17 protein-coding genes are annotated in these 18,997 nt (G+C 31.8%); 12 read left to right on the forward strand and 5 right to left on the reverse strand.

Annotated elements, in window-relative coordinates; translation table 11 throughout:
* Positions 1–100: 100 nt before the first annotated feature.
* The 4 genes from FOF46_RS21415 to FOF46_RS21430 all read right to left on the reverse strand — a co-directional run bounded on the left by FOF46_RS21415 (position 101) and on the right by FOF46_RS21430 (position 6,820).
* Entirely contained in the window at positions 101–1,690 is a 1,590-nt protein-coding gene (locus tag FOF46_RS21415; RefSeq protein ID WP_109436467.1) for a RagB/SusD family nutrient uptake outer membrane protein, read from the reverse strand.
* Between the two features lie 19 nt (positions 1,691–1,709).
* Positions 1,710–4,778 (reverse strand): SusC/RagA family TonB-linked outer membrane protein, encoded by a 3,069-nt coding sequence (locus FOF46_RS21420; RefSeq protein ID WP_143917858.1) that lies wholly within the window; start codon positions 4,776–4,778, stop codon positions 1,710–1,712.
* Between the two features lie 301 nt (positions 4,779–5,079).
* Positions 5,080–6,096, reverse strand: a complete 1,017-nt coding sequence (locus FOF46_RS21425; protein ID WP_109436365.1) for a GntR family transcriptional regulator — start codon at positions 6,094–6,096, stop codon at positions 5,080–5,082.
* 37 nt (positions 6,097–6,133) lie between these two features.
* A complete protein-coding gene (locus tag FOF46_RS21430) occupies positions 6,134–6,820 on the reverse strand; it encodes an NUDIX hydrolase (RefSeq protein WP_143917859.1) in 687 nt (228 codons plus the stop codon).
* A gap of 158 nt (positions 6,821–6,978) precedes the next feature.
* On the opposite strand from FOF46_RS21430, the gene galK reads away from it, so the two are divergent.
* Both galK and FOF46_RS21440 read left to right on the forward strand, forming a co-directional pair.
* Positions 6,979–8,124 carry a galactokinase gene (galK, locus tag FOF46_RS21435; protein ID WP_143917860.1) on the forward strand — a complete coding sequence of 382 codons (1,146 nt, stop codon included), beginning with the start codon at positions 6,979–6,981 and terminating at the stop codon, positions 8,122–8,124.
* The gene (locus FOF46_RS21440) at positions 8,124–9,167 is read left to right on the forward strand and encodes a UDP-glucose--hexose-1-phosphate uridylyltransferase (RefSeq protein ID WP_143917861.1); all 1,044 of its coding nucleotides are present in this window, start codon (positions 8,124–8,126) and stop codon (positions 9,165–9,167) included. The genes galK and FOF46_RS21440 overlap by 1 nt, the downstream gene beginning before the upstream one ends.
* Before the next feature lie 109 nt (positions 9,168–9,276).
* On the opposite strand, the gene FOF46_RS21445 is transcribed toward FOF46_RS21440, so the two are convergent.
* Positions 9,277–9,498: a hypothetical protein gene (locus tag FOF46_RS21445; protein WP_143917862.1), complete on the reverse strand. Its 222-nt coding sequence runs from the start codon at positions 9,496–9,498 to the stop codon at positions 9,277–9,279.
* 274 nt (positions 9,499–9,772) lie between these two features.
* Here FOF46_RS21445 and FOF46_RS21450 point away from each other — a divergent pair, with 274 nt between their 5' ends.
* The 10 genes from FOF46_RS21450 (at position 9,773) to FOF46_RS21495 (ending at position 18,995) form a co-directional block, all read left to right on the forward strand.
* Entirely contained in the window at positions 9,773–11,767 is a 1,995-nt protein-coding gene (locus tag FOF46_RS21450; protein WP_109436370.1) for a tetratricopeptide repeat-containing sensor histidine kinase, read from the forward strand.
* A gap of 1 nt (position 11,768) precedes the next feature.
* The gene (locus FOF46_RS21455; RefSeq protein WP_109436371.1) at positions 11,769–12,404 is read left to right on the forward strand and encodes a response regulator; all 636 of its coding nucleotides are present in this window, start codon (positions 11,769–11,771) and stop codon (positions 12,402–12,404) included.
* A 66-nt stretch (positions 12,405–12,470) separates the two neighbouring features.
* Positions 12,471–13,307, forward strand: coding sequence for a hypothetical protein (locus FOF46_RS21460; protein WP_143917863.1), 837 nt, complete (start codon positions 12,471–12,473; stop codon positions 13,305–13,307).
* 208 nt (positions 13,308–13,515) lie between these two features.
* Positions 13,516–14,562 (forward strand): TolB family protein, encoded by a 1,047-nt coding sequence (locus tag FOF46_RS21465; RefSeq protein WP_143917864.1) that lies wholly within the window; start codon positions 13,516–13,518, stop codon positions 14,560–14,562.
* 121 nt (positions 14,563–14,683) lie between these two features.
* Entirely contained in the window at positions 14,684–15,208 is a 525-nt protein-coding gene (locus FOF46_RS21470; RefSeq protein WP_109436374.1) for an outer membrane beta-barrel protein, read from the forward strand.
* 87 nt (positions 15,209–15,295) lie between these two features.
* Positions 15,296–15,733: an RDD family protein gene (locus FOF46_RS21475; RefSeq protein ID WP_143917865.1), complete on the forward strand. Its 438-nt coding sequence runs from the start codon at positions 15,296–15,298 to the stop codon at positions 15,731–15,733.
* Between the two features lie 385 nt (positions 15,734–16,118).
* Positions 16,119–16,346, forward strand: coding sequence for a hypothetical protein (locus tag FOF46_RS21480; RefSeq protein WP_109436376.1), 228 nt, complete (start codon positions 16,119–16,121; stop codon positions 16,344–16,346).
* A gap of 210 nt (positions 16,347–16,556) precedes the next feature.
* Positions 16,557–17,351: an SGNH/GDSL hydrolase family protein gene (locus FOF46_RS21485; RefSeq protein WP_109436377.1), complete on the forward strand. Its 795-nt coding sequence runs from the start codon at positions 16,557–16,559 to the stop codon at positions 17,349–17,351.
* 207 nt (positions 17,352–17,558) lie between these two features.
* Complete coding sequence (locus FOF46_RS21490; RefSeq protein ID WP_109436378.1) at positions 17,559–17,693, forward strand: DUF2256 domain-containing protein; 135 nt, start codon at positions 17,559–17,561, stop codon at positions 17,691–17,693.
* The gene (locus FOF46_RS21495) at positions 17,694–18,995 is read left to right on the forward strand and encodes a DASH family cryptochrome (protein ID WP_143917866.1); all 1,302 of its coding nucleotides are present in this window, start codon (positions 17,694–17,696) and stop codon (positions 18,993–18,995) included. It begins immediately after the preceding gene.
* Positions 18,996–18,997 lie beyond the last annotated feature (2 nt).

The following is an 18,997-nucleotide window of genomic DNA, read 5'->3' on the forward strand; positions in this document are numbered from 1 at the left end:
ACATGTTTTAATAACCAAGCAAATCGGTGAGATTTGCTTGGTGACTAAAACAAAATACAATTACAAACAAACAATCAAAATAATGCTATATGTTTATATTTTAGTATCCAGGATTTGGTTTTAAATTTGGATTTGCTTGCAATTCTGTTAACGGAATCCATAAATATTCATCTTGCCCTGTGGTGAATACAGCTGCGGGTCCTGCCAGAGATTTTGGATGACGTCCTCCTGCAATAGTAGAACCTGGTCCCAATACATCATCAGCGAGCTCCCAACGTACCAGATCAAAGAAACGATGCCCTTCACCTGTTAATTCCATAATACGTTCATCGATTATAGCTTGTTCAACTTCTGCCTTACTTAGGGTAAGTGCCAAAGGAGCAATTTGAGCCCTTTCTCTAACCTGGTTGATATAAGGAATAGCTTCTGCGGTAGCCATATTTTCATTAAGAGCTTCGGCTAACATTAATAATACATCAGAATACCGTATAATTCTCCAATTGGTTCCTAAGGTATGCCCAAAACCAGGAATTTCTGCGCTAGACAAGTTTTCATCTAAACCTGCATATTTTCTAGAAAATAGTGCTGGAACGCCAAGATTTTCTGCGATTTCAATGCTTGGAGCAAAGTCTTCTGTAAATGGAGCTCCTCCATATCCGGTTGCTCCTGGGTAATCAAAAGCAATAGTTCTATTTCTTCTTATAACATCTCCATTATCTTCAAAAACTTGAAGAATATGTGGATTTATTACATGTCCTTGATCTAAACTTACATGTGGAGGAGAATAATCAATATGCCAGTTGGATTGAGATCCTGTAAGTGGTGAATCTGCTCCCCAAACAAAATTATCTTGTCCTACATATTGAAGTTCATACACAGATTCTGAATTATTTTCCATAGAAGGATCAGATGAAAAGTTATCTCCATAATTTTCAGAAGGTAGTAAAGAATAGCCTAATGTAGTTACTTCTGTAAAGTCTGTAATTGCATTTACCCAATCTTCCATGTATAAATAGGTTTTTCCTCGTAATGCAAGAGCTGATCCTCTGGTGGGACGTCCTATATCTTCTGCTCCCCAAGATTGTGGAAGTCTATTTATCGCTTCAGTAAGGTCTGCAATAATTGCTTCATGATACATTTCTGCCGTTGCATTAGAAGGAAAGAATTCTTCTGGGTTTTGAGGGTCAGGTGTTTGCATAACAAGTGGTGCCGTTCCAAAAAGATTTAACAAATACCAATTGCAAAATGCACGTTGAAAATGTGCTTGTCCTAAAATTTGATTTTGAACTTCTCCGGATAGCACACCATTTTCTGCATCTTCTTCTATAATTCTATTGGCCCTGGATATAGATTGGTATAATTGAGGATATAAGTCTACTGCCCACCTTGAAATACCTGGCTGTCCTTCTAATGTAGACATGGTCGTATTTTGTTGAAATGGGATTACATTATATGCGTCTGAACGTAGCATTGCGCCTGTATGGATAACTCGCCCCCAAAATAATACTGCAGTTATTGAATGGTACATTCCATTTACTGCAAGTTTAAAGTCATTTTCTGTTTGAAAAAATGCTGGTTCTGCTACGTTATTTGGATTTGAAATGTTAAGGTCTTCTTCATTACAGCTATAATAAATTACTACAAAAAGTAATAACATTATAAAAGGGAATAATTTTTTAATAGTTTTCATATTGTATTCTTTTTTGTTTTTAAAATGACATTTGTATCCCAATTACAAAGGTACGAGGTCTTGGTTGTGCTCTTACATCTAGCCCCCTGTCAAAAACAGAATCAGCATTAGTTAATGGCGTAAAACCAAAGAAACCGCGATTAGTTCCTAATCCACTATTGTTAGATCCTATTTCGGGGTCATATCCAGAATAATTTGTAATAGTAAATACATTCTGAATATTTGCAAATACTCTAGCATTAGAGATCCATTCTTTTCCTATGAAATCATTAAAACTATATCCTATTTCGAGTGTCTTAAGACGGAAAAAAGAACCGTCTTCTACAAAGAAATCTGATGGGAGTTGATTCCCAGCTGTATCTTGAGTAGTTACACGAGGAAGATTTGTATTTGGGTTTGCAGGAGTATAGGCATCTCTTACAATTCCAAGTTTGTTATCGTCTAAGAAGAAATATCCAAAGAATTTGGTAACATTATAAATTTCGTTTCCTTGAACTCCATTAAAGAAGGCTCCAAGATCCCAGTTTTTATAATTTGCAGAAAAGTTAATGCCATATGTGAAATCTGGTGTTGGATCACCTAAAGAGGTCTGGTCTTCATCATTTATGATGCCATCGTTATTAATATCAACCCTTCTGAAATCACCTGGTTGCAGTAAAGCTCTTCTATCAGGGTCATTAGCTAAGAAAGGATCATTATCTATTTCTGCCTGGCTATTATAAATGCCATCGGTCTCGAAACCAAAGAAAAATCCTAAAGGTTGCCCAACTTCAAAACGATTTGCTCTTAATCCTTCTTCATTATACGAGGGGCCTACAATTGGATTTGGAGAGTCTGTTAACTCGTTTTGGATGGCAGAAAGATTAACACCTACATTGAATGTGAAATCACCACCTTTGTCATACCTATAGGAGGCTTCAAATTCAAAACCTTTATTATTAATAGATGAAGCGTTTTGAAATACTGGATTTACAGATCCATTAGAATCTGGAATAGCAACGGCCTGAATCACGTCCTCATTATCTCTATTAAAATAGTCAAAACTTAATTTTAAGTCATTATTTAATAATGAAGTATCTAATCCAAAATTGATAGTTTTTGATGTCTCAAAACTTAATGTAGGATCGACTAAACTTGTAATTGCAAATCCTGGGATTTGTCCTGAAGAACCACCAAATGTGGTAGGAGAATTAGGTTCTACCACAGATTGGTTTGAAAAAGGATCTACGTTTTGAGATCCTAATTCTCCATATCCAGCTCTTAGTTTGAGTGAATTAAAGAGTCCATCTTTATTAAAGAAATTTTCATCACTAATAACCCATCCGGCAGAGAAAGAAGGGAATGTACCTGTATTAAATCCATCTGCAAAAAGAGAGGTCTTATCACGTCGTACTATGGCAGTGAATAAATATTTTTGTTTGTAATTGTAGTTTACACGTCCAAAAAATGAGAAAAGTTTATTATCAAAACGTCCTCCGCCAGAATTTATAATATTATCGGCAAACTGAGCTATATTGGTAATATTATTACTAGGGAGTCCTTCTGCATAAATAGCAAGTGTGTTTGTGGTAATATCTTGACGGGCACCACCTATAAGAAGATCAAAATTATGTTCTCCAATACCTTTTTTATAGTTAAGAGTAGGTTCGACATTTGTAGCATAACGTTCTCCCCTTACCTCTGTAAGATCGTTGAGTGGGTTAGCATTAGTCTCACTATCTATATTACTTTGAAAAAATGTGGGTTGAAAGGTATTTCTATAAAAACTGGTATATTCGGTTCCTACATTAAGCTTTGCAGTAAGTCCTTCGATAATTTCATATGAAAAATTTAAATTACCTAGAAAATTACGTTCTGTATTTTGATCATTTACTAATTGTGCGTTAGCAAATTTATTTGTCCCTCCAATTCCAAAAATTGGATCATTAATAGCCTCAAATCCACCTTCATTTTCAGGAGCAAAAGGACGAATAATAGGTACGGTACCTCCTTGGTTACCAAAAGCATTATTACGAGTAAATCTGTTTTCAGAAAATCCAAAAGATTCTTGAATTTTAAACTTTCCAATTTTAAATTCACTATTTAAACGTACATTTTTACGATTAAATTCTTCACTTATTAATAATCCTTCTTCATCATAATAGTTAGCACTAAAAAAATACTTTGAGTTTTCGCCACCACCAGATATATTAAATCCAAAATCTTGAATTGTACCCGAGTTTATGCTTAAATCTTGAAAATCTGTGTCGATTCCTGGATTAGGAATATTTCCTTCAAGCCCATCATTAACTCTACGTTGATTAAGAAATGCGATATATTCGGAGCCGTTAAGTAAATCAAGTGTTTTGGCTTGCGTATTAATTCCACTTCGTATATCAATATTTACTGTAGGAGAAGAGTCTTGTTTACCTCGATTGGTAGTAACAATAATAACTCCATTTGCAGCACGAGAACCATATATGGCTGCAGATGTCGCATCTTTTAATACTTGCAGATTTACAATATCTTTTGGATTTAAATAATTGATATTATCAGAAATGGCACCGTCAACAACATATAGAGGAAAGGAATTTGTCAAAGAGCTTACTCCACGTACAAAAACGTTTGCAGGACTACCAGGAGCACCCCCGGCAGTTTCTACCTGAACTCCTGCAAGTTTTCCTTGTAAGGCCGAGGTTGGATTTGCTGTAACAACTTGATTGATATCTTCTGATTTAATTTGAGATATAGCACCAGTAAGATCTCTCTTAGATTGTGTACCATATCCTACAACAACGATTTCATCAAGAGCAGCAGCATCTTCTTGTAATGTTACGTCAATAACAGATTGTCCGTTTACAGGAACTTCTTGAGTGATAAAACCTAGATAGCTAAAGGTTAATGTAGCATCTTCGGCTACATTGGATAAGGTGTATTTACCATCAAAATCTGTCGTAGTTCCATTTTGTGTTCCCTTTACTATGATGTTTACTCCAGGGAGAGGCCCCTGAGCCTCTGTTACTGTACCAGAAACTGTTTGTTGTGCAGAGACTGAAATAACAAGCCCAAATAAAAACATCATAATACTAGTGAATGTTTTTTGATTCATATGATTTGTGTTTATTGATAAAGTTTTGATTTCTTTTTTATTAAAAGCCAAGAAAGTGTAATTGTTTAATATGCTATGATACACTATGCTACTATGCAAATATAAAATTTTTTTTCACATAATTATAATTTGATGTTAATAAAACCAAGAATACTACATTTAAAATGTTAAAATTATATGATTTTTAAACAATTGGTTTTGAAAACTATTAGGGGTTTTGCAAGAATCCCTTTGTTTTTCTCGAATTCAGAAGCGAAAAAGTAATGTTTTGAAGAAAATGAGGAAAAAGTATAAATATTCTTTATAATGAGTTACGTTGTCTTAGGTAAGTAGGTATAATTTCTTGTATAGGGTTTCTTTCTTTGACAAAAATAGCAGCTTTTTTGGCCATGATTTCAAAATCTGTTGAGATTGTTGTTATTCCTCCAAAGGCAATTTCTTTTACAATATTATCATCATGTGCCAGGATCCCGATATCAGAGCCTATTCTATATTCCATTTTTCGAGCATCTTTTAGTACTTGCCAGAGGTATGTATCACTAATAGAAAAGAATACGGTACCTTTTTTTACGATATTGGATTCATAACTTTCTACTACTTTACCCTTAATATTATACTCCTTAATAAAACGTTTAAACGCATATAAAATATCGGGTGGTAAATCGGTATTTTCTTTAAAGAAAAGTACAAACTTGTCATACTTTTTAATTACAGGAGCAAGTTCTACTAGTTTATTATATGTAACCTCTTCAAATTCCTGTGCAATATATGAATACTCTTTTGGCATTTTTAGGTAACGGTCAATAAGCACTAATCTATCTGAAGGAATTTTTTTTAGAAGAGGAATTACTTCTTTATTTTGTATTGGAGCTATAACATACATTCCATATTTACGCGAAATGTTATCCATTATGGTTTTAAAAAGAGTAAGATTAGTATGGTGGAAAAAGATATCGATATGGTATTTTTTCCCAAGTTCTTTTCTAAAAGTATTATAAAACTCTTCTTGAAAACTGTGAAATGCAAATAGAATCAGTGCTACCTTTAAAGTAACTTTGGTCTCTTGACTTATAATATAATATCCTTTGAGATTTTTGGATTCTACTAACCCTCTTTCCTTTAATTCGGTATATGCTTTTACAAATGTTTTTCGAGCATAACCTATTTCAGCTACCATTTCGTTTATAGAAGGGAGTTTGTCGCCTACTTTAAGAACTCCAGAATCTATGGCCTCGATTATTCCGAGAACAATCTGTTCATGTTTAGAAACAGTATGTATATCCTGTAAGTCGTAAATCTTCTCTAATAACGGCAGCATATTATTTTATATGTTTTAAAATAGGTATAATTTTAAATTAAATTTCAAAATTATACCCTGATTCTTGTAATTCCCTATATCTTTTATAATCAAACTTGTATAGATAAGCCCCTTTTTTAGAAGTAGTTCTATCTTTTTCATCTAATTTGATAATTACGTCAAAAGAAAGGATTTTTTTTCTAAAATTACGGGTATCAAACTTTCTTCTATAAATAGCTTCATAAAGGGTTTGTAATTTAGGGATTGTAAATTTCTTTGGCAATAGCTCAAAACCAATGGGCTTATATCTGGCAACTTCCTCAATTCTTTTTAACGCATCAATACTCATTTGATTGTGATCCAGAATTAAATTTGGGATATTATCGATCTCATACCATCTTGCTCCTTTCTCCTCTACAATCTTTTTAATGGCATTGTCGATACGAATTAAAGCATATTGAGCGACAGAAATACATCTGTACCCAGGATCTCGGTCTACAGACCCATAAGTTTTTAATTCTTTCATGTAGACATTTTCCAAGCCGGTAAAGTCTTTGAGAATTCTAATGGCGGCATCAGAAACACTTTCTCCAATTTTTACAAAACTTCCGATTAGAGATAATGAATCTTTAAATGGGTCAATACGACGATCAAAAACGAGAAGTTTTAATTTTTGATTATCAAATCCGAAAATAATGCAATCAACTGCTACATAGAACTTGTCTTTTTCGTTATATATATCCATATCAAAGCCTTGAGTTTTTAAAAAGATTTTACTTTTAACACAAAGTAAGCAAAAAAATATAGTTCTATAATAATAAATGTAAAAAGTACATTTATTATATTTGCTTCCTTAAAAGTAAATATTGGCATATATTACCAAAAGACTAAAGTATATAAGAAATGGAAAATGATCATGAAGGATTTATATCCAATTTTAAAGCAGAGCTGGTAATTTTATCACCTGGTAGGATTAATTTCATTGGTGAACACACTGATTATAACAATGGATTCGTTTTACCTACAGCAATTGATAAAAAAATTATTTTTTCATTTAGAAAAAATAATACAGATTCTCAGTGTAATGTATATAGTCAAACGTATAAGAAGAAAATCCAGTTTGACCTAAATACATTGAAACCTAGTAATGAGGAATGGGAGAATTATATTCTAGGAGTAATGAATGAACTCAGTAAACTTACGGATAAGATAAGAGGCTTTGATTGTATTGTTAAAAGTGAGTTACCTATAGGTGCAGGAATTAGCTCTTCTGCAGCACTAGAATGTGGACTGGCTTATGGACTTAATGAACTTTTTGATCTAGAATTGCCTAAAATAAAATTAGTAGAGTTATCTCAAAGAGCAGAACATAATTATGTAGGAACAAAATGCGGGATTATGGATCAGTTTGCTTCTGTCATGAGTGAAGATCATAAAGTAATCCTCTTGGATTGTAAAACTCAGGAATATAGGTTAATTGATGGTAATTTTGATCCATATAAAATTTTATTACTGAATACCAATGTTTCTCACAATCTTGCAGAAAGTGAATATAATACCAGAAGAGCAGAATGTGAAGAAGCTGTGGCAATGATTTCAGAATCACATAGTAATGTAAAATCTCTTAGAGATGTTACAAAAAGTATGTTGGATGAATTTAAAGAGAAACTATCTCCGCTGCATTATGAAAGAGCGTCTTATGTGATTGAAGAAAATGATAGGGTACTTCAAGCTTCAGAATCATTGGAAAAAGGAGATTTACAACGATTTGGAAAACTTATGTATGCCTCTCATAATGGGTTGCAACATCAGTATGAAGTAAGTTGTAAAGAACTGGATTTTCTAGTTGATTTTTCTAAAGACAAGACAGAAATTGTCGGATCCAGAATGATGGGTGGTGGTTTTGGAGGATGTACAATAAACCTAATTCATAAGGATTATATAAATGAATATGTTGATTTAGTAACAAAAGCCTATAAAGAGCAGTTTGATATCGAACTAACCTCTTTTATAACTGTTCCAAGTCAAGGAACTTCAATACAAGAATAATGATGCAAGATTTTAACGATAACCCACACAGACGATTTAATATACTGACAGGAGAATGGATTTTGGTTTCTCCGCATAGAACCAAAAGACCTTGGCAAGGAAAAAATGAAGAACCAGCAAAGTTTTCTCAAGTCTCTTATGATGAGAACTGTTATTTATGTCCAGGAAATACAAGAGCAAGCGGAGATGTAAATCCTGAATATACTGCGCCTTTTTCTTTTACTAATGATTTTGCAGCGTTATTACAAGACGTCCCTGAAGAACAATTTGATGATGGATTATTAAAAGCAGAATCTGAAAGTGGTATTTGTAAAGTGGTTTGTTTTTCGCCAAACCATGCACTTACCTTACCAATTATGAAAGTTGAAGAGATTGCGCAAGTAATTGCACTTTGGCAGGAGGAGTTTATTGGGCTTGGAAAACGTAGTGATATTAACTATGTTCAAATATTTGAGAATAAAGGAGCCGTGATGGGCTGCAGTAATCCACATCCACATGGCCAAATATGGGCACAAAGATCAATTCCTGAAGAGATTATCAAAAAAACTCAACAACAAGAACACTATTGGAAAGATCATAAAAAATCTCTTTTAGGAGCGTATCTAGAACAAGAACTTGAGTTAAAAGAAAGAATTCTGGTAGAAAATGAACATTTTGTAGCTTTGGTTCCGTATTGGGCGATTTGGCCATATGAGACGATGATTATTCCGCGTAGAAAAGTAGAAACCATTGATCAGTTAACAGATGAAGAAGTGCGTGATTTTGCAGATATAATTAAAATATTGACCATTAAATATGATAATATTTTTAAAACATCATTTCCTTATTCGGCAGGAATTCACCAGGCACCTACAGATGGATTAAATCATGAAGAATGGCATATGCATATGTCCTTCTATCCACCATTATTGCGCTCATCTACGGTAAAGAAATTTATGGTTGGATATGAATTGTTTGCAAATCCACAGCGAGATATTACTGCAGAACAAGCAGCATTGACAATCAGATCACAAAGTAATGAACATTATACTAATTCGATATAAATAGGTAGTAAGATTTTTGAAATTTCGTGGTTTGAATTAGATAACAAGAAAGCTAAAGTTCTAAGCACTACTATTCAAAACTTTTATAGGGATCTTATTTTTGAAAAACCTAGATGTAATCTTTTTTCGCCAAAATATAAATAAGAGAAATTAATGTTTTGGCTTCAAATCTTTTTTTAAGAGCATTTATTCTATGTTCTATGGATCTTAAGCTATAAGGTTCAATATGATTCTTTTTAAGATAATTAGAAACATCGACTTGTGTTAACCCTATTTTTAGCTTGTCGAGTATAAGTTTTTCATACTCGTCAAGTGTTTCATTGTCGTTCATCATTGACATTTTAAATACTTCGGCTAAAATCAGAAATAAATAGGAATACTATTTATGGTTTTCCGTAATGGGGATAAATATTTATATGAAAAGAATTAAAAATCATTGATACTTCAAAAAAGGAGAATGCTGTGTCATCATTGAAATTTTTTACAATAAAAGTAAAGCGATTTTTTATCTACTGGTTTTCAGGTATATTTTACAATTTTCGATGTAATATAGGTCTTAATTAATATCTTGGTAGAAGCAAAATACAAATTTGTTGCATCAGCACATGAAACCGATACTACACTTTTCCATTTTACTTTTGTTTTTGTCTTTTTTTTATATAGGATCAGGGCAAATATTAGATGTTAATGAGCTCAAGCAAAAATTAGAAGACGCTAAAGCAGATACGATTAGAATAAAACTAATGTGCAATCTGGCCAGAGCAAATGAAGGTGTAGATTCTTTGAGTGTTTTTCAATATGGCTATGAAGCATTGAGATTAAGTAAAAAGCTACGCTATTCATATGGTACGGCTCTTTCCTATAAGACTATTGCCGATGGCTATTTAAGTTATTTTGATATAGAAAATTCAAAGAATTACTATTTTAATGCTCAAGAAGAAGTAGAACATCTTTTGAAAAAAGATTCTACAAAAGTGTACCTTCAATTATGGGCAAAGATCAATTTTAATCTTGGGGTTTTATATGGATATCAAGGAGATAATGAACAAGAGATTGCGTATGTAGAAAAGACTATTCCTATTGCCAGACAAATAAAAGACACTTTATTTTTAGCCATTGCAAATACTAATTTAGGGATAAAGTATATGAATTTTGCACAATTTAATAAAGCATATACATATTTTGAAAAAAGCGGACCTCAATATGAGGCACTTAATAATCCCGACGATATTATATTTGATCGCCTTAGTTTTTCTCTATGCCTATATGAGATGGATTCTCTTTCGACTATGAAAACAACATTAGATAAGGTGAAGTTTTACTTAGATAAAGTTCCTAAGTCAATTTATAACTATAAATATTATTCACATTTAGGGCTTTATTTAAGTGGAGTAAAAAGGTATGAAGAAGCAATAGAAATGTATGATAAATCATATGAATTATTACAAAACAATAAAATAAGATCTGAGTATGCTTCACTATTTATAAAATATGCTGAAACATACGAACAACTGGGAAATCTTAAAATGAGCAAAAAGTATATGATGGATTTTTTGCAAGAGTCATTAAAATCAGGCAATGATGTAAGTCGTGCCAAAGCATATTATAGATTAGCTAGGTACGAATCAAAAATCAAAAACTATAAAAAAGCTCATCATTATCTCAATCAATATATCCATCTTTTAGATAGCTTAGATATTCAGGAAACATCAAACAGGATTCAACAATTAGAGTTTCAATATCAATCAGAAAAAAAAGAAAAAGAGATTCTGGCATTAACCAATGAAAAAAACATAGTCGCTTTTAATTTAGAAAAAAAGCGATCAGAAGGATATTTAATGATTATAGCAATTATTACTTTGGTTTTTGTGTTGTTGGTAGGATATCAAATATATAGGGATAAATCAAGAGAAAGCCGTTTGGCTGATAGAAAACATGCAGAAGAAATGGTAGCACTAAAACATGAGCAGCAGGCGAAGATTTTTTCTGCTATGATAGAGGGTCAGGAAAGAGAACGAAAACGATTGGCGATTGATCTTCATGATGGTTTGGGAGGAAGATTATCTGCAATTAGTTTGAAGTTGTCTAAATTGGATAAAGACAATCTCAAAACGTATCCGAAACAAGAATTAAGTAATGTACAAAATGATATTCGGGAATCGTTATCAGAGTTACGAGGTATTGCCAGAAACTTGATGCCAGAGACACTTATTAAATATGGTTTAGAAGCTGCACTAAGAGACTATTGCACTAATATGAATAGTAATGAAAGTCAAGTCACACTTCAGTTTTATGGAGATGATAAGAAAATTGCAATTCATAATCAAGTTACCATGTACAGGATAGTCCAGGAATTGATTAATAATGCTATCAAACATGCTAAGGCTTCAGAGGTTTTGGTTCAATACATCCACGAAAATGAGAAAATAGATATCATTGTAGAGGATAATGGAGTTGGTTTTAATGCATCTTCTATTAAAGATAAAAAAGGTATGGGATTAGATAACCTAAAAACAAGAGTTGATTATTTAGAAGGTTTTTTTGAAATACAATCAAAAATAGATGAAGGGACCACAGTTACAGTGCAAATCAATGCGTAGTATGAAAAAAGAATCAATAAGAACAGTAATAGTTGATGACCATCAGATGGTTATTGAAGGTCTTAAAACATTATTAAACGGATATGAGAGTATTGAGATTACTTCTTTTTTTACTACAGGGAAAGCCGTTTTGGAGTTTCTAAACAATCAACCCGTAGATATTGTTTTATTAGACGTAAACTTACCAGATATAAATGGTGTTGAGATTTGTAAAATTATTCATGAAAAGTATCCAGAGACAAAAACTCTAGGGTTAAGTACTTATAATGAGCCTAGTATTATCAATCAAATGATAAAAAATGGAGTTAAAGGATATCTGTTAAAAAATGCAACTGCAGATGAATTGGTTCATGCTATTACTCAGATCCATAATGGAAACTTTTATTTTGGAAGTGAAATTCAGAATATTTTGGCTTCTTCTATTACTGATGATAAGGATGCGCCACCAAAACTAACCCGACGCGAAAAGCATGTCTTAACTCTAATAGCGAATGGTAAAACTACGAATCAAATCGCTGAGGAATTATTTATTAGTCCATTGACTGTAGAAACTCATAGAAGGAATCTAATTAGAAAAATGGAAGTTACCAATGCGGCTGCTTTGGTTAAAATTGCAATTGACAAGAACCTGATTTAAGCAACTCAATACATATCAAAATTAATAATCCCAACACAAGCTATTATTCCAGTTTTTATGAAAAAAATGAAACAATTAATTAGTACTGCGATAACCTTGATTACTATTATTACCTATGGTCAGAAAAATGATAAAGTCGATTTAAAGTGGAAGTTGGATGAAAACGAAACTTTAATTTATAAAATTATAGAAAGTAAAATTGACACTTCTACTACTGGTTCTAAAGTTGATGATTTGATTAACGTGCTGAAAAATGATGAAGTAACTCAGGTCAAAAAAACACAACTCTTATTACAAGAAGTAAGCGATTCTATGCAAAAGATTATTAAGAGAACAGAACTCACTCATGTTAGTCCAAATGTAATTGACATAGTAATAAGTCAGAAAAAAAAGACAAGATCAATATCTATACAAGAAAATAAAGAGAATGTAAATCGACAAATTTTGGTAAGAGGATCGGTATACGAAGATGGAAGTATTCATAGTTTTTGGTTAGATAATTTTTTAAAAAATAAAATAGCACTCTTTTTTGAACTACCAACCAAGTCCGTGGGTGTTGGAGATACTTGGAAGATAGATGTTAATACAATGAATATACACCGAAGATTTAAATGTGATTCTGCATATAAAACGAATAAAGTACGGCTAGTTGATTTAAAAAAAACAAATAAGGATACTATAGCGATTATAAAATATGAGATAGAAGAATACTTTAAAGGATCAAATACATACAATTCTAGTACCAAAGAAGAAAAAATGATGAAGTTTGGATATTATGCAACTGCAGAATTTTCTATACATAACGGAAGATGGATTTCTTACAATGCGATAATGGAAGCTGAAGAACGTAACAGAAGAGAAAACATGAAATTTGTTTTGACTTATCGTTTAATAAAAGAATGATTATTCTTTATTTCCTGAAATACTTTTCTTTTGAACCTTGTTTAAAACCTTTTTAGATCATAGTTATACCCGAAAACCAGTAGAAAAAAATACAATGTTTAGGGTATTTTTTTATGTAAAATGATCCCCTAATTTTGATTCTAAATTAACTGATTAATAAATAGTTACTAAGTGAGGTGACATTTGTTAATAGCTTAAAATTTTGATTTTGGAAACAATACAGTGGATTCCCTTGTTTTTAAGTCTTGTACTATTTTCATGTACTGATAATGACAATTCACCTGATAAAGAAATAGAACAGGCATTAAATCCAAAAGTTGAAGGTAAAATTTTTATAGGAAACAAGGTGAACGGCGGATGGATATTAGATTTAGATACCGGGCACTATAGTAAGATTCCAAATACGGATTGGGATGAGAATCCTAATTACCCAGGACTTGCAAGTTTTAGTGCAGCAGCATTATACTATGGAAACGGGGAGTTCGTAGAAACGATTGAGAATTGTGTGGTAGAATTTGGTAATGATAAAGATTGTATTGTTTTTCACAATAATGATGGAAACATAAACGGAAGTTTTCAAATTTCAGACATTGCTTTAAGTACAGCTAGACTTTCGCCAGATGGTACTTCTGTGGCTATAACAGTAGAAAATGAAGGTAATCCCTTTAAAATATTACATGTATATAATCGCTCTGGAGAGTTAATGAGAGTATTCGATAAAAGAAAAATTAACAGTGATGATTTTTCATGGACAACAAGCAATCAAATTGTTTATATATCAGGACAGTCAATTTATGTTTCAAATTCAGATGTGCCAATAATCACTTTTAGAGATGAAGGTATAATTCCGGGAGAACCTTCTATTAGTCCTGATGGAACCCAAGTTGTTTTTACTTTGGGAGAAGATACTAGTCAAGGAGTAGAAGGAACTATCTGGTTAATTAATATTGATGGTACTGGGCTTCGACAATTGACCACAAAAGAAATGGATCTTCCTGTAACTCCATCTCACAAATCAGCGATATGGTCTCCAGATGGGCAATGGGTGTTTGTGGTCGATGGTACATCGATTGAAGGAAATGCTTATGTTGTTCCCGCAGATGCCCAAAAAGTTGAGTTAACTCAAAAAAGAAATACACTAGCAGTTCCTGTGCTATCATATTTTCGAGAAACTTTTGAATTTCAGGATAATGATCCTATCTCTTTAAGTAGTCAATTTGGAGTGAATTATGGAGAGATTTATTGGTTGCCATAAGCTAAAATGCATTTTACACTTCATTAGGATTTGAACAAAATTATAGCTTGAAATAATTTATCTCGCTTTAAAAATTCACATAAATCATTTTAAATTAAATACTAAAAACAAACGATTAATTATGAAAACTTTTTTTATTTCTGCCATCATTTTATTAAGTGCTTTTTCTGTTCACGCACAGAAAGATGTAGTATTTGGTATAAAAGCAGGGCTTAACTTTTCAAAATTTGGCAAAGATGTAGATGCTGATGGACGTACTAGTCTTTTTATTGGGGGATTGGCTGATATTACATTAGACAATGAACAATTTCATATTCAACCTGAAATACTATATTCTTCAGAAGGATCAGAAGATCTTGAAGCCAATTTTATAAGAGTATTAGGAGTTGGGAAATATTACCCTATGGATGAGTTAAGTCTAGAAGCAGGGCCTCAATTTGGCTTCTTGATCTCTGGTGATGAAGCAGTAGAAGATAATGCCAAATCATTCGATTTTGGATTGACTTTTGGAGTTGGATATGAATTAAGCGATATAGGTCTTTTGTTCAATCTTAGATACAATGTTGGTATTGCAAATCTTGGAGAAAATGACGTAGATACTAATATGTCTAGTTTTCAACTAGGAGTAGGATATAAATTTTATTAAGTTTTTAGATATTAAGTAATTTTTTTATCCAGAGTGGCTTTTTAAAATCCTGCTCTGGATTTTTTCAATAAATAAAATTTGAGACAAATGAAAATGGCAGGTTTTGGTCCACGATTGATCGCAATATTATTAGATGCATTTTTGATAAGTATCATCATAATCTTTATAGGTTCTGCAGTGCTTAAACTTTTTTTGGGCAATGTAGAAACCTTGTTAAGCAAACTTAATGGGGATGAACTATTAATGGGGGTATTGTTCTATTGTATTGGAATACCAGTACTAACAATATTGTATCAATCCTTGTTTGAATCTTCTAATTTTCAGGGAACTCCAGGTAAAGTGATTTCTAATATCAAAGTTGTGAATTACAATGGCGATAAAGCCTCATTTTGGTTTTGTATACTACGTAACGCTTCCAGGGTATTATCTTCTTTCTTCATGATTGGATATTTGATGGTATTTTTTACCAAAGAACAACAGACACTTCATGACATTATATCAAAAACTTATGTGGTGAAAAGGTAAAAGAGACTACCTGTTTTTTTGTTTTATAAATCATTAGAGAAAAAAACTTCCTTTAATTTATAAGGATTATTTATCGATTTGGATTATTTTATAACCGTTACTATATTTGTAGCCTATATTGATACCACAATAGATGCTATTACTCACCTGTAGAATTACTTTACATTATATATGTCTAGTAAAATAAGGACAAAGTTTTAAATACTATTCAATAAGTAATTCTGAATATCAGTTAATTTTTGTTGAAGTTTTGACAAAATAGATAAGCATTATGTAACTTTAATAAAAAGTAATTCTGATAAGAGCTATAGAATTAAAGTGATATCAATTGAAATATTCGATGGCGAATTGTATATTACCGATTTTAAAAATATAAGATAAAAGAATGGAACTAATCGAAAAAGCTTTGGAGTTTGAAAGTAGAACGATGAGTAATATGACTACAAGTGATAGAGTTGAAGCTTCTAGAGAGGCTAAAGCTCTTATTTTAAGTATTAATCAGGTCTATAAAGAAACTAAAGATCCTGAACTTATGGATATTATGAAGCGACTTACCGCTAAAAAACAAAAAATAGAAAAAAGATTAAAAGGACTTCCTCCTGAGACAATTTAAATATTGATATATGTTTAGATTATTTAAAAATAATCTGAAGTAGAAGTTTTGCAAAAGAAATATGAGAAGTTAATGAGTCAATGATATGAATTATCTAGCATTAAATTATGCAGAAAGTGATAAAAAATATACAATGACCGAAGAAATTCTCAAGAAAATAGAAGAACTTCAGAGAAAATAGTTTCTAAAGGAAAATATATAATATAGGGAATGAACATAAGGTATTTTCTTGGATCAATACTAATCATTCCCCTTTTACCATTGATGTATATTCAAGGTAAATCAATAAGATCAAAAGTACCCACCCTACCAGAGGCTAAAGGAAATCAAGGTATAAGTTTTGGGACCTCTGAAAAAAGACTTCGGGTACTTGCCATTGGAGAAAGTACAATCGCTGGAGTTGGTGTTAAAACCCATCAAGAAGGTTTTACGGGTTCGTTTGCAAATGAACTCGCATTAAAATTAGAATCCAATATCCACTGGAAAGTATATGCAAAAAGTGGGTATACTGCAGAAAAAGTAACAGAACGAATTATTCCCAAAATTAATGAAATTGACACAGATATTATAGTCATTGGACTTGGAGGAAATGATGCATTTACTCTAAATAGTCCAAAAAAATGGAGGAGTCAAATACAAGAATTAATTTATCAATTACGATTAAAATTTAAAAATGCAATAATTATTTTTGCAAATATGCCTCCTATAAAGGAATTTCCTGCATTTACACCTCTCATAAAAGCAACAATTGGAAACTTAGTTGAAATATTGGGTGATGAGTTAGACGACATAGTCAATGATCAGGAAAATGTATACTATTATTCCCGAAAAATAACTTTGAATAATTGGACCAAAAGGCTAAATATAAAAGCAAAACCTTCAGAATTTTTTAGTGATGGAGTTCATCCCTCCAAGCTTACTTATCAAACCTGGGCCAAGGATATGGTAAACTTCATATTAGGAGAAAAAGAAATTAAAAGTAGTATAAAACATAAGCTGAGCTAACAATATTTTAATATTTCTTTTTATATCTATTGAATCGCTATAATTAGTTGAGATAAATCCTAAGTTTTAATAATCTTCTGTACATCAATTAGATACCTCGTATTTAGAGGGGTTCATGTATTTTTAAAAAACACTTATTGTTAAACTATAATGAATTAACATATTTTTGTTTAAGTATTTTGTAAATTTGTTAAACAATTTTAGAAAATGAAAAAAACACAACTTCCAACAAAAATTTGTAAAGTATGTAAGTTGTCATTTAGTTGGAGGAAAAAATGGGAACGTGTTTGGGATGATGTTCAATATTGTAGTGAACGATGTCGAAGAAATAAAAATAAGTAGATGAGCAGTACAGGTTTAGTTTGGTTTAGAAATGATTTAAGAATTAATGATAATAGTTCTTTACTTAAAGCCGTGACTGATAACGAAAATGTAATTGCAATATTTTTTTTTGATCCAAGGCATTTCGAATTAGGAACTTATGGATTTAAAAAAACAGAAAAGTATAGAGCTCTTTTCTTATTAGAAACGATAGCCGTTTTAAAAGAAAATTTAAAAAAACTTAATATTTCTTTGTTTGTATATCGTCAGTATCCAGAAGATGTTATTCCTCAATTTTTAGAAGGACAGAATATAAAAAAAATCTATCTTCAGAAAGAATGGACCTACGAAGAATCTAAGATCCTCAATACGGTAAAAAAAAGCACACAACGTTATGATTTAGAATGGGTAGAAACCTATGATCAGTTTCTTTTTCATCCAGAAGATATACCTTTTACTACAAATAGCGTTCCCCAGGTATTCACAGATTTTAGGAAGAAATGTGAGAGATACACTTCGGTTAGATCCACAACTACGGTGTCTCCGTTATCTATGAACAACAAAGTCAAAAATGAGACTAATATTCCTTCTCTTTCAGATTTAGGATTTGAGAATTTTGAAATAGATTCCAGAACGGCATTTCCTTTTAAGGGAGGAGAAGATCAGGCGTTAGATCGTGTTGATGAGTATTTTTGGAAGACCCAACAACTCTCTCGTTACAAGAAGACCCGTAATGGACTATTAGGAAAAGAGTATAGCTCCAAACTTTCAGCCTGGTTAGCAAATGGAAGTATTTCTCCTAGAATAATATATCACGAAGTTAAAAAATATGAAAAACAAATTACCAAAAATGATTCTACCTATTGGTTGATTTTCGAATTAATTTGGCGAGACTTTTTTAAATATATCTCTCTAAAACATGGTAACAACATATTTAAGATGGGAGGCATTCTTTGCAAAGATTATCAATGGAAAAATAATAAAGAATCTATCGATAACTGGATCCATGGAAAAACTTTGGAACCTTTCGTAAATGCTAATATGATAGAACTTAAGAATACAGGATGGATGAGTAACCGAGGTAGACAAAATGTGGCATCTTTTTTTTCAAAAGAACAAGAATTGGATTGGAGAATTGGAGCATCATATTTTGAGTCTCTTTTGATAGACTACGATGTACATAGTAATTATGGAAATTGGTTATATGTCTCAGGTGTTGGAAATGATCCGAGAGACAGAAAATTTAATATAAAAACACAGGCAGAACGATACGATGGTCAGCAAAATTATCAAAACCAATGGCTTCAAACTACTTTATTTTAATA

Origin of the sequence: Aquimarina algiphila (assembly GCF_007489275.1) — a bacterium.
Lineage (GTDB): Bacteria > Bacteroidota > Bacteroidia > Flavobacteriales > Flavobacteriaceae > Aquimarina > Aquimarina algiphila.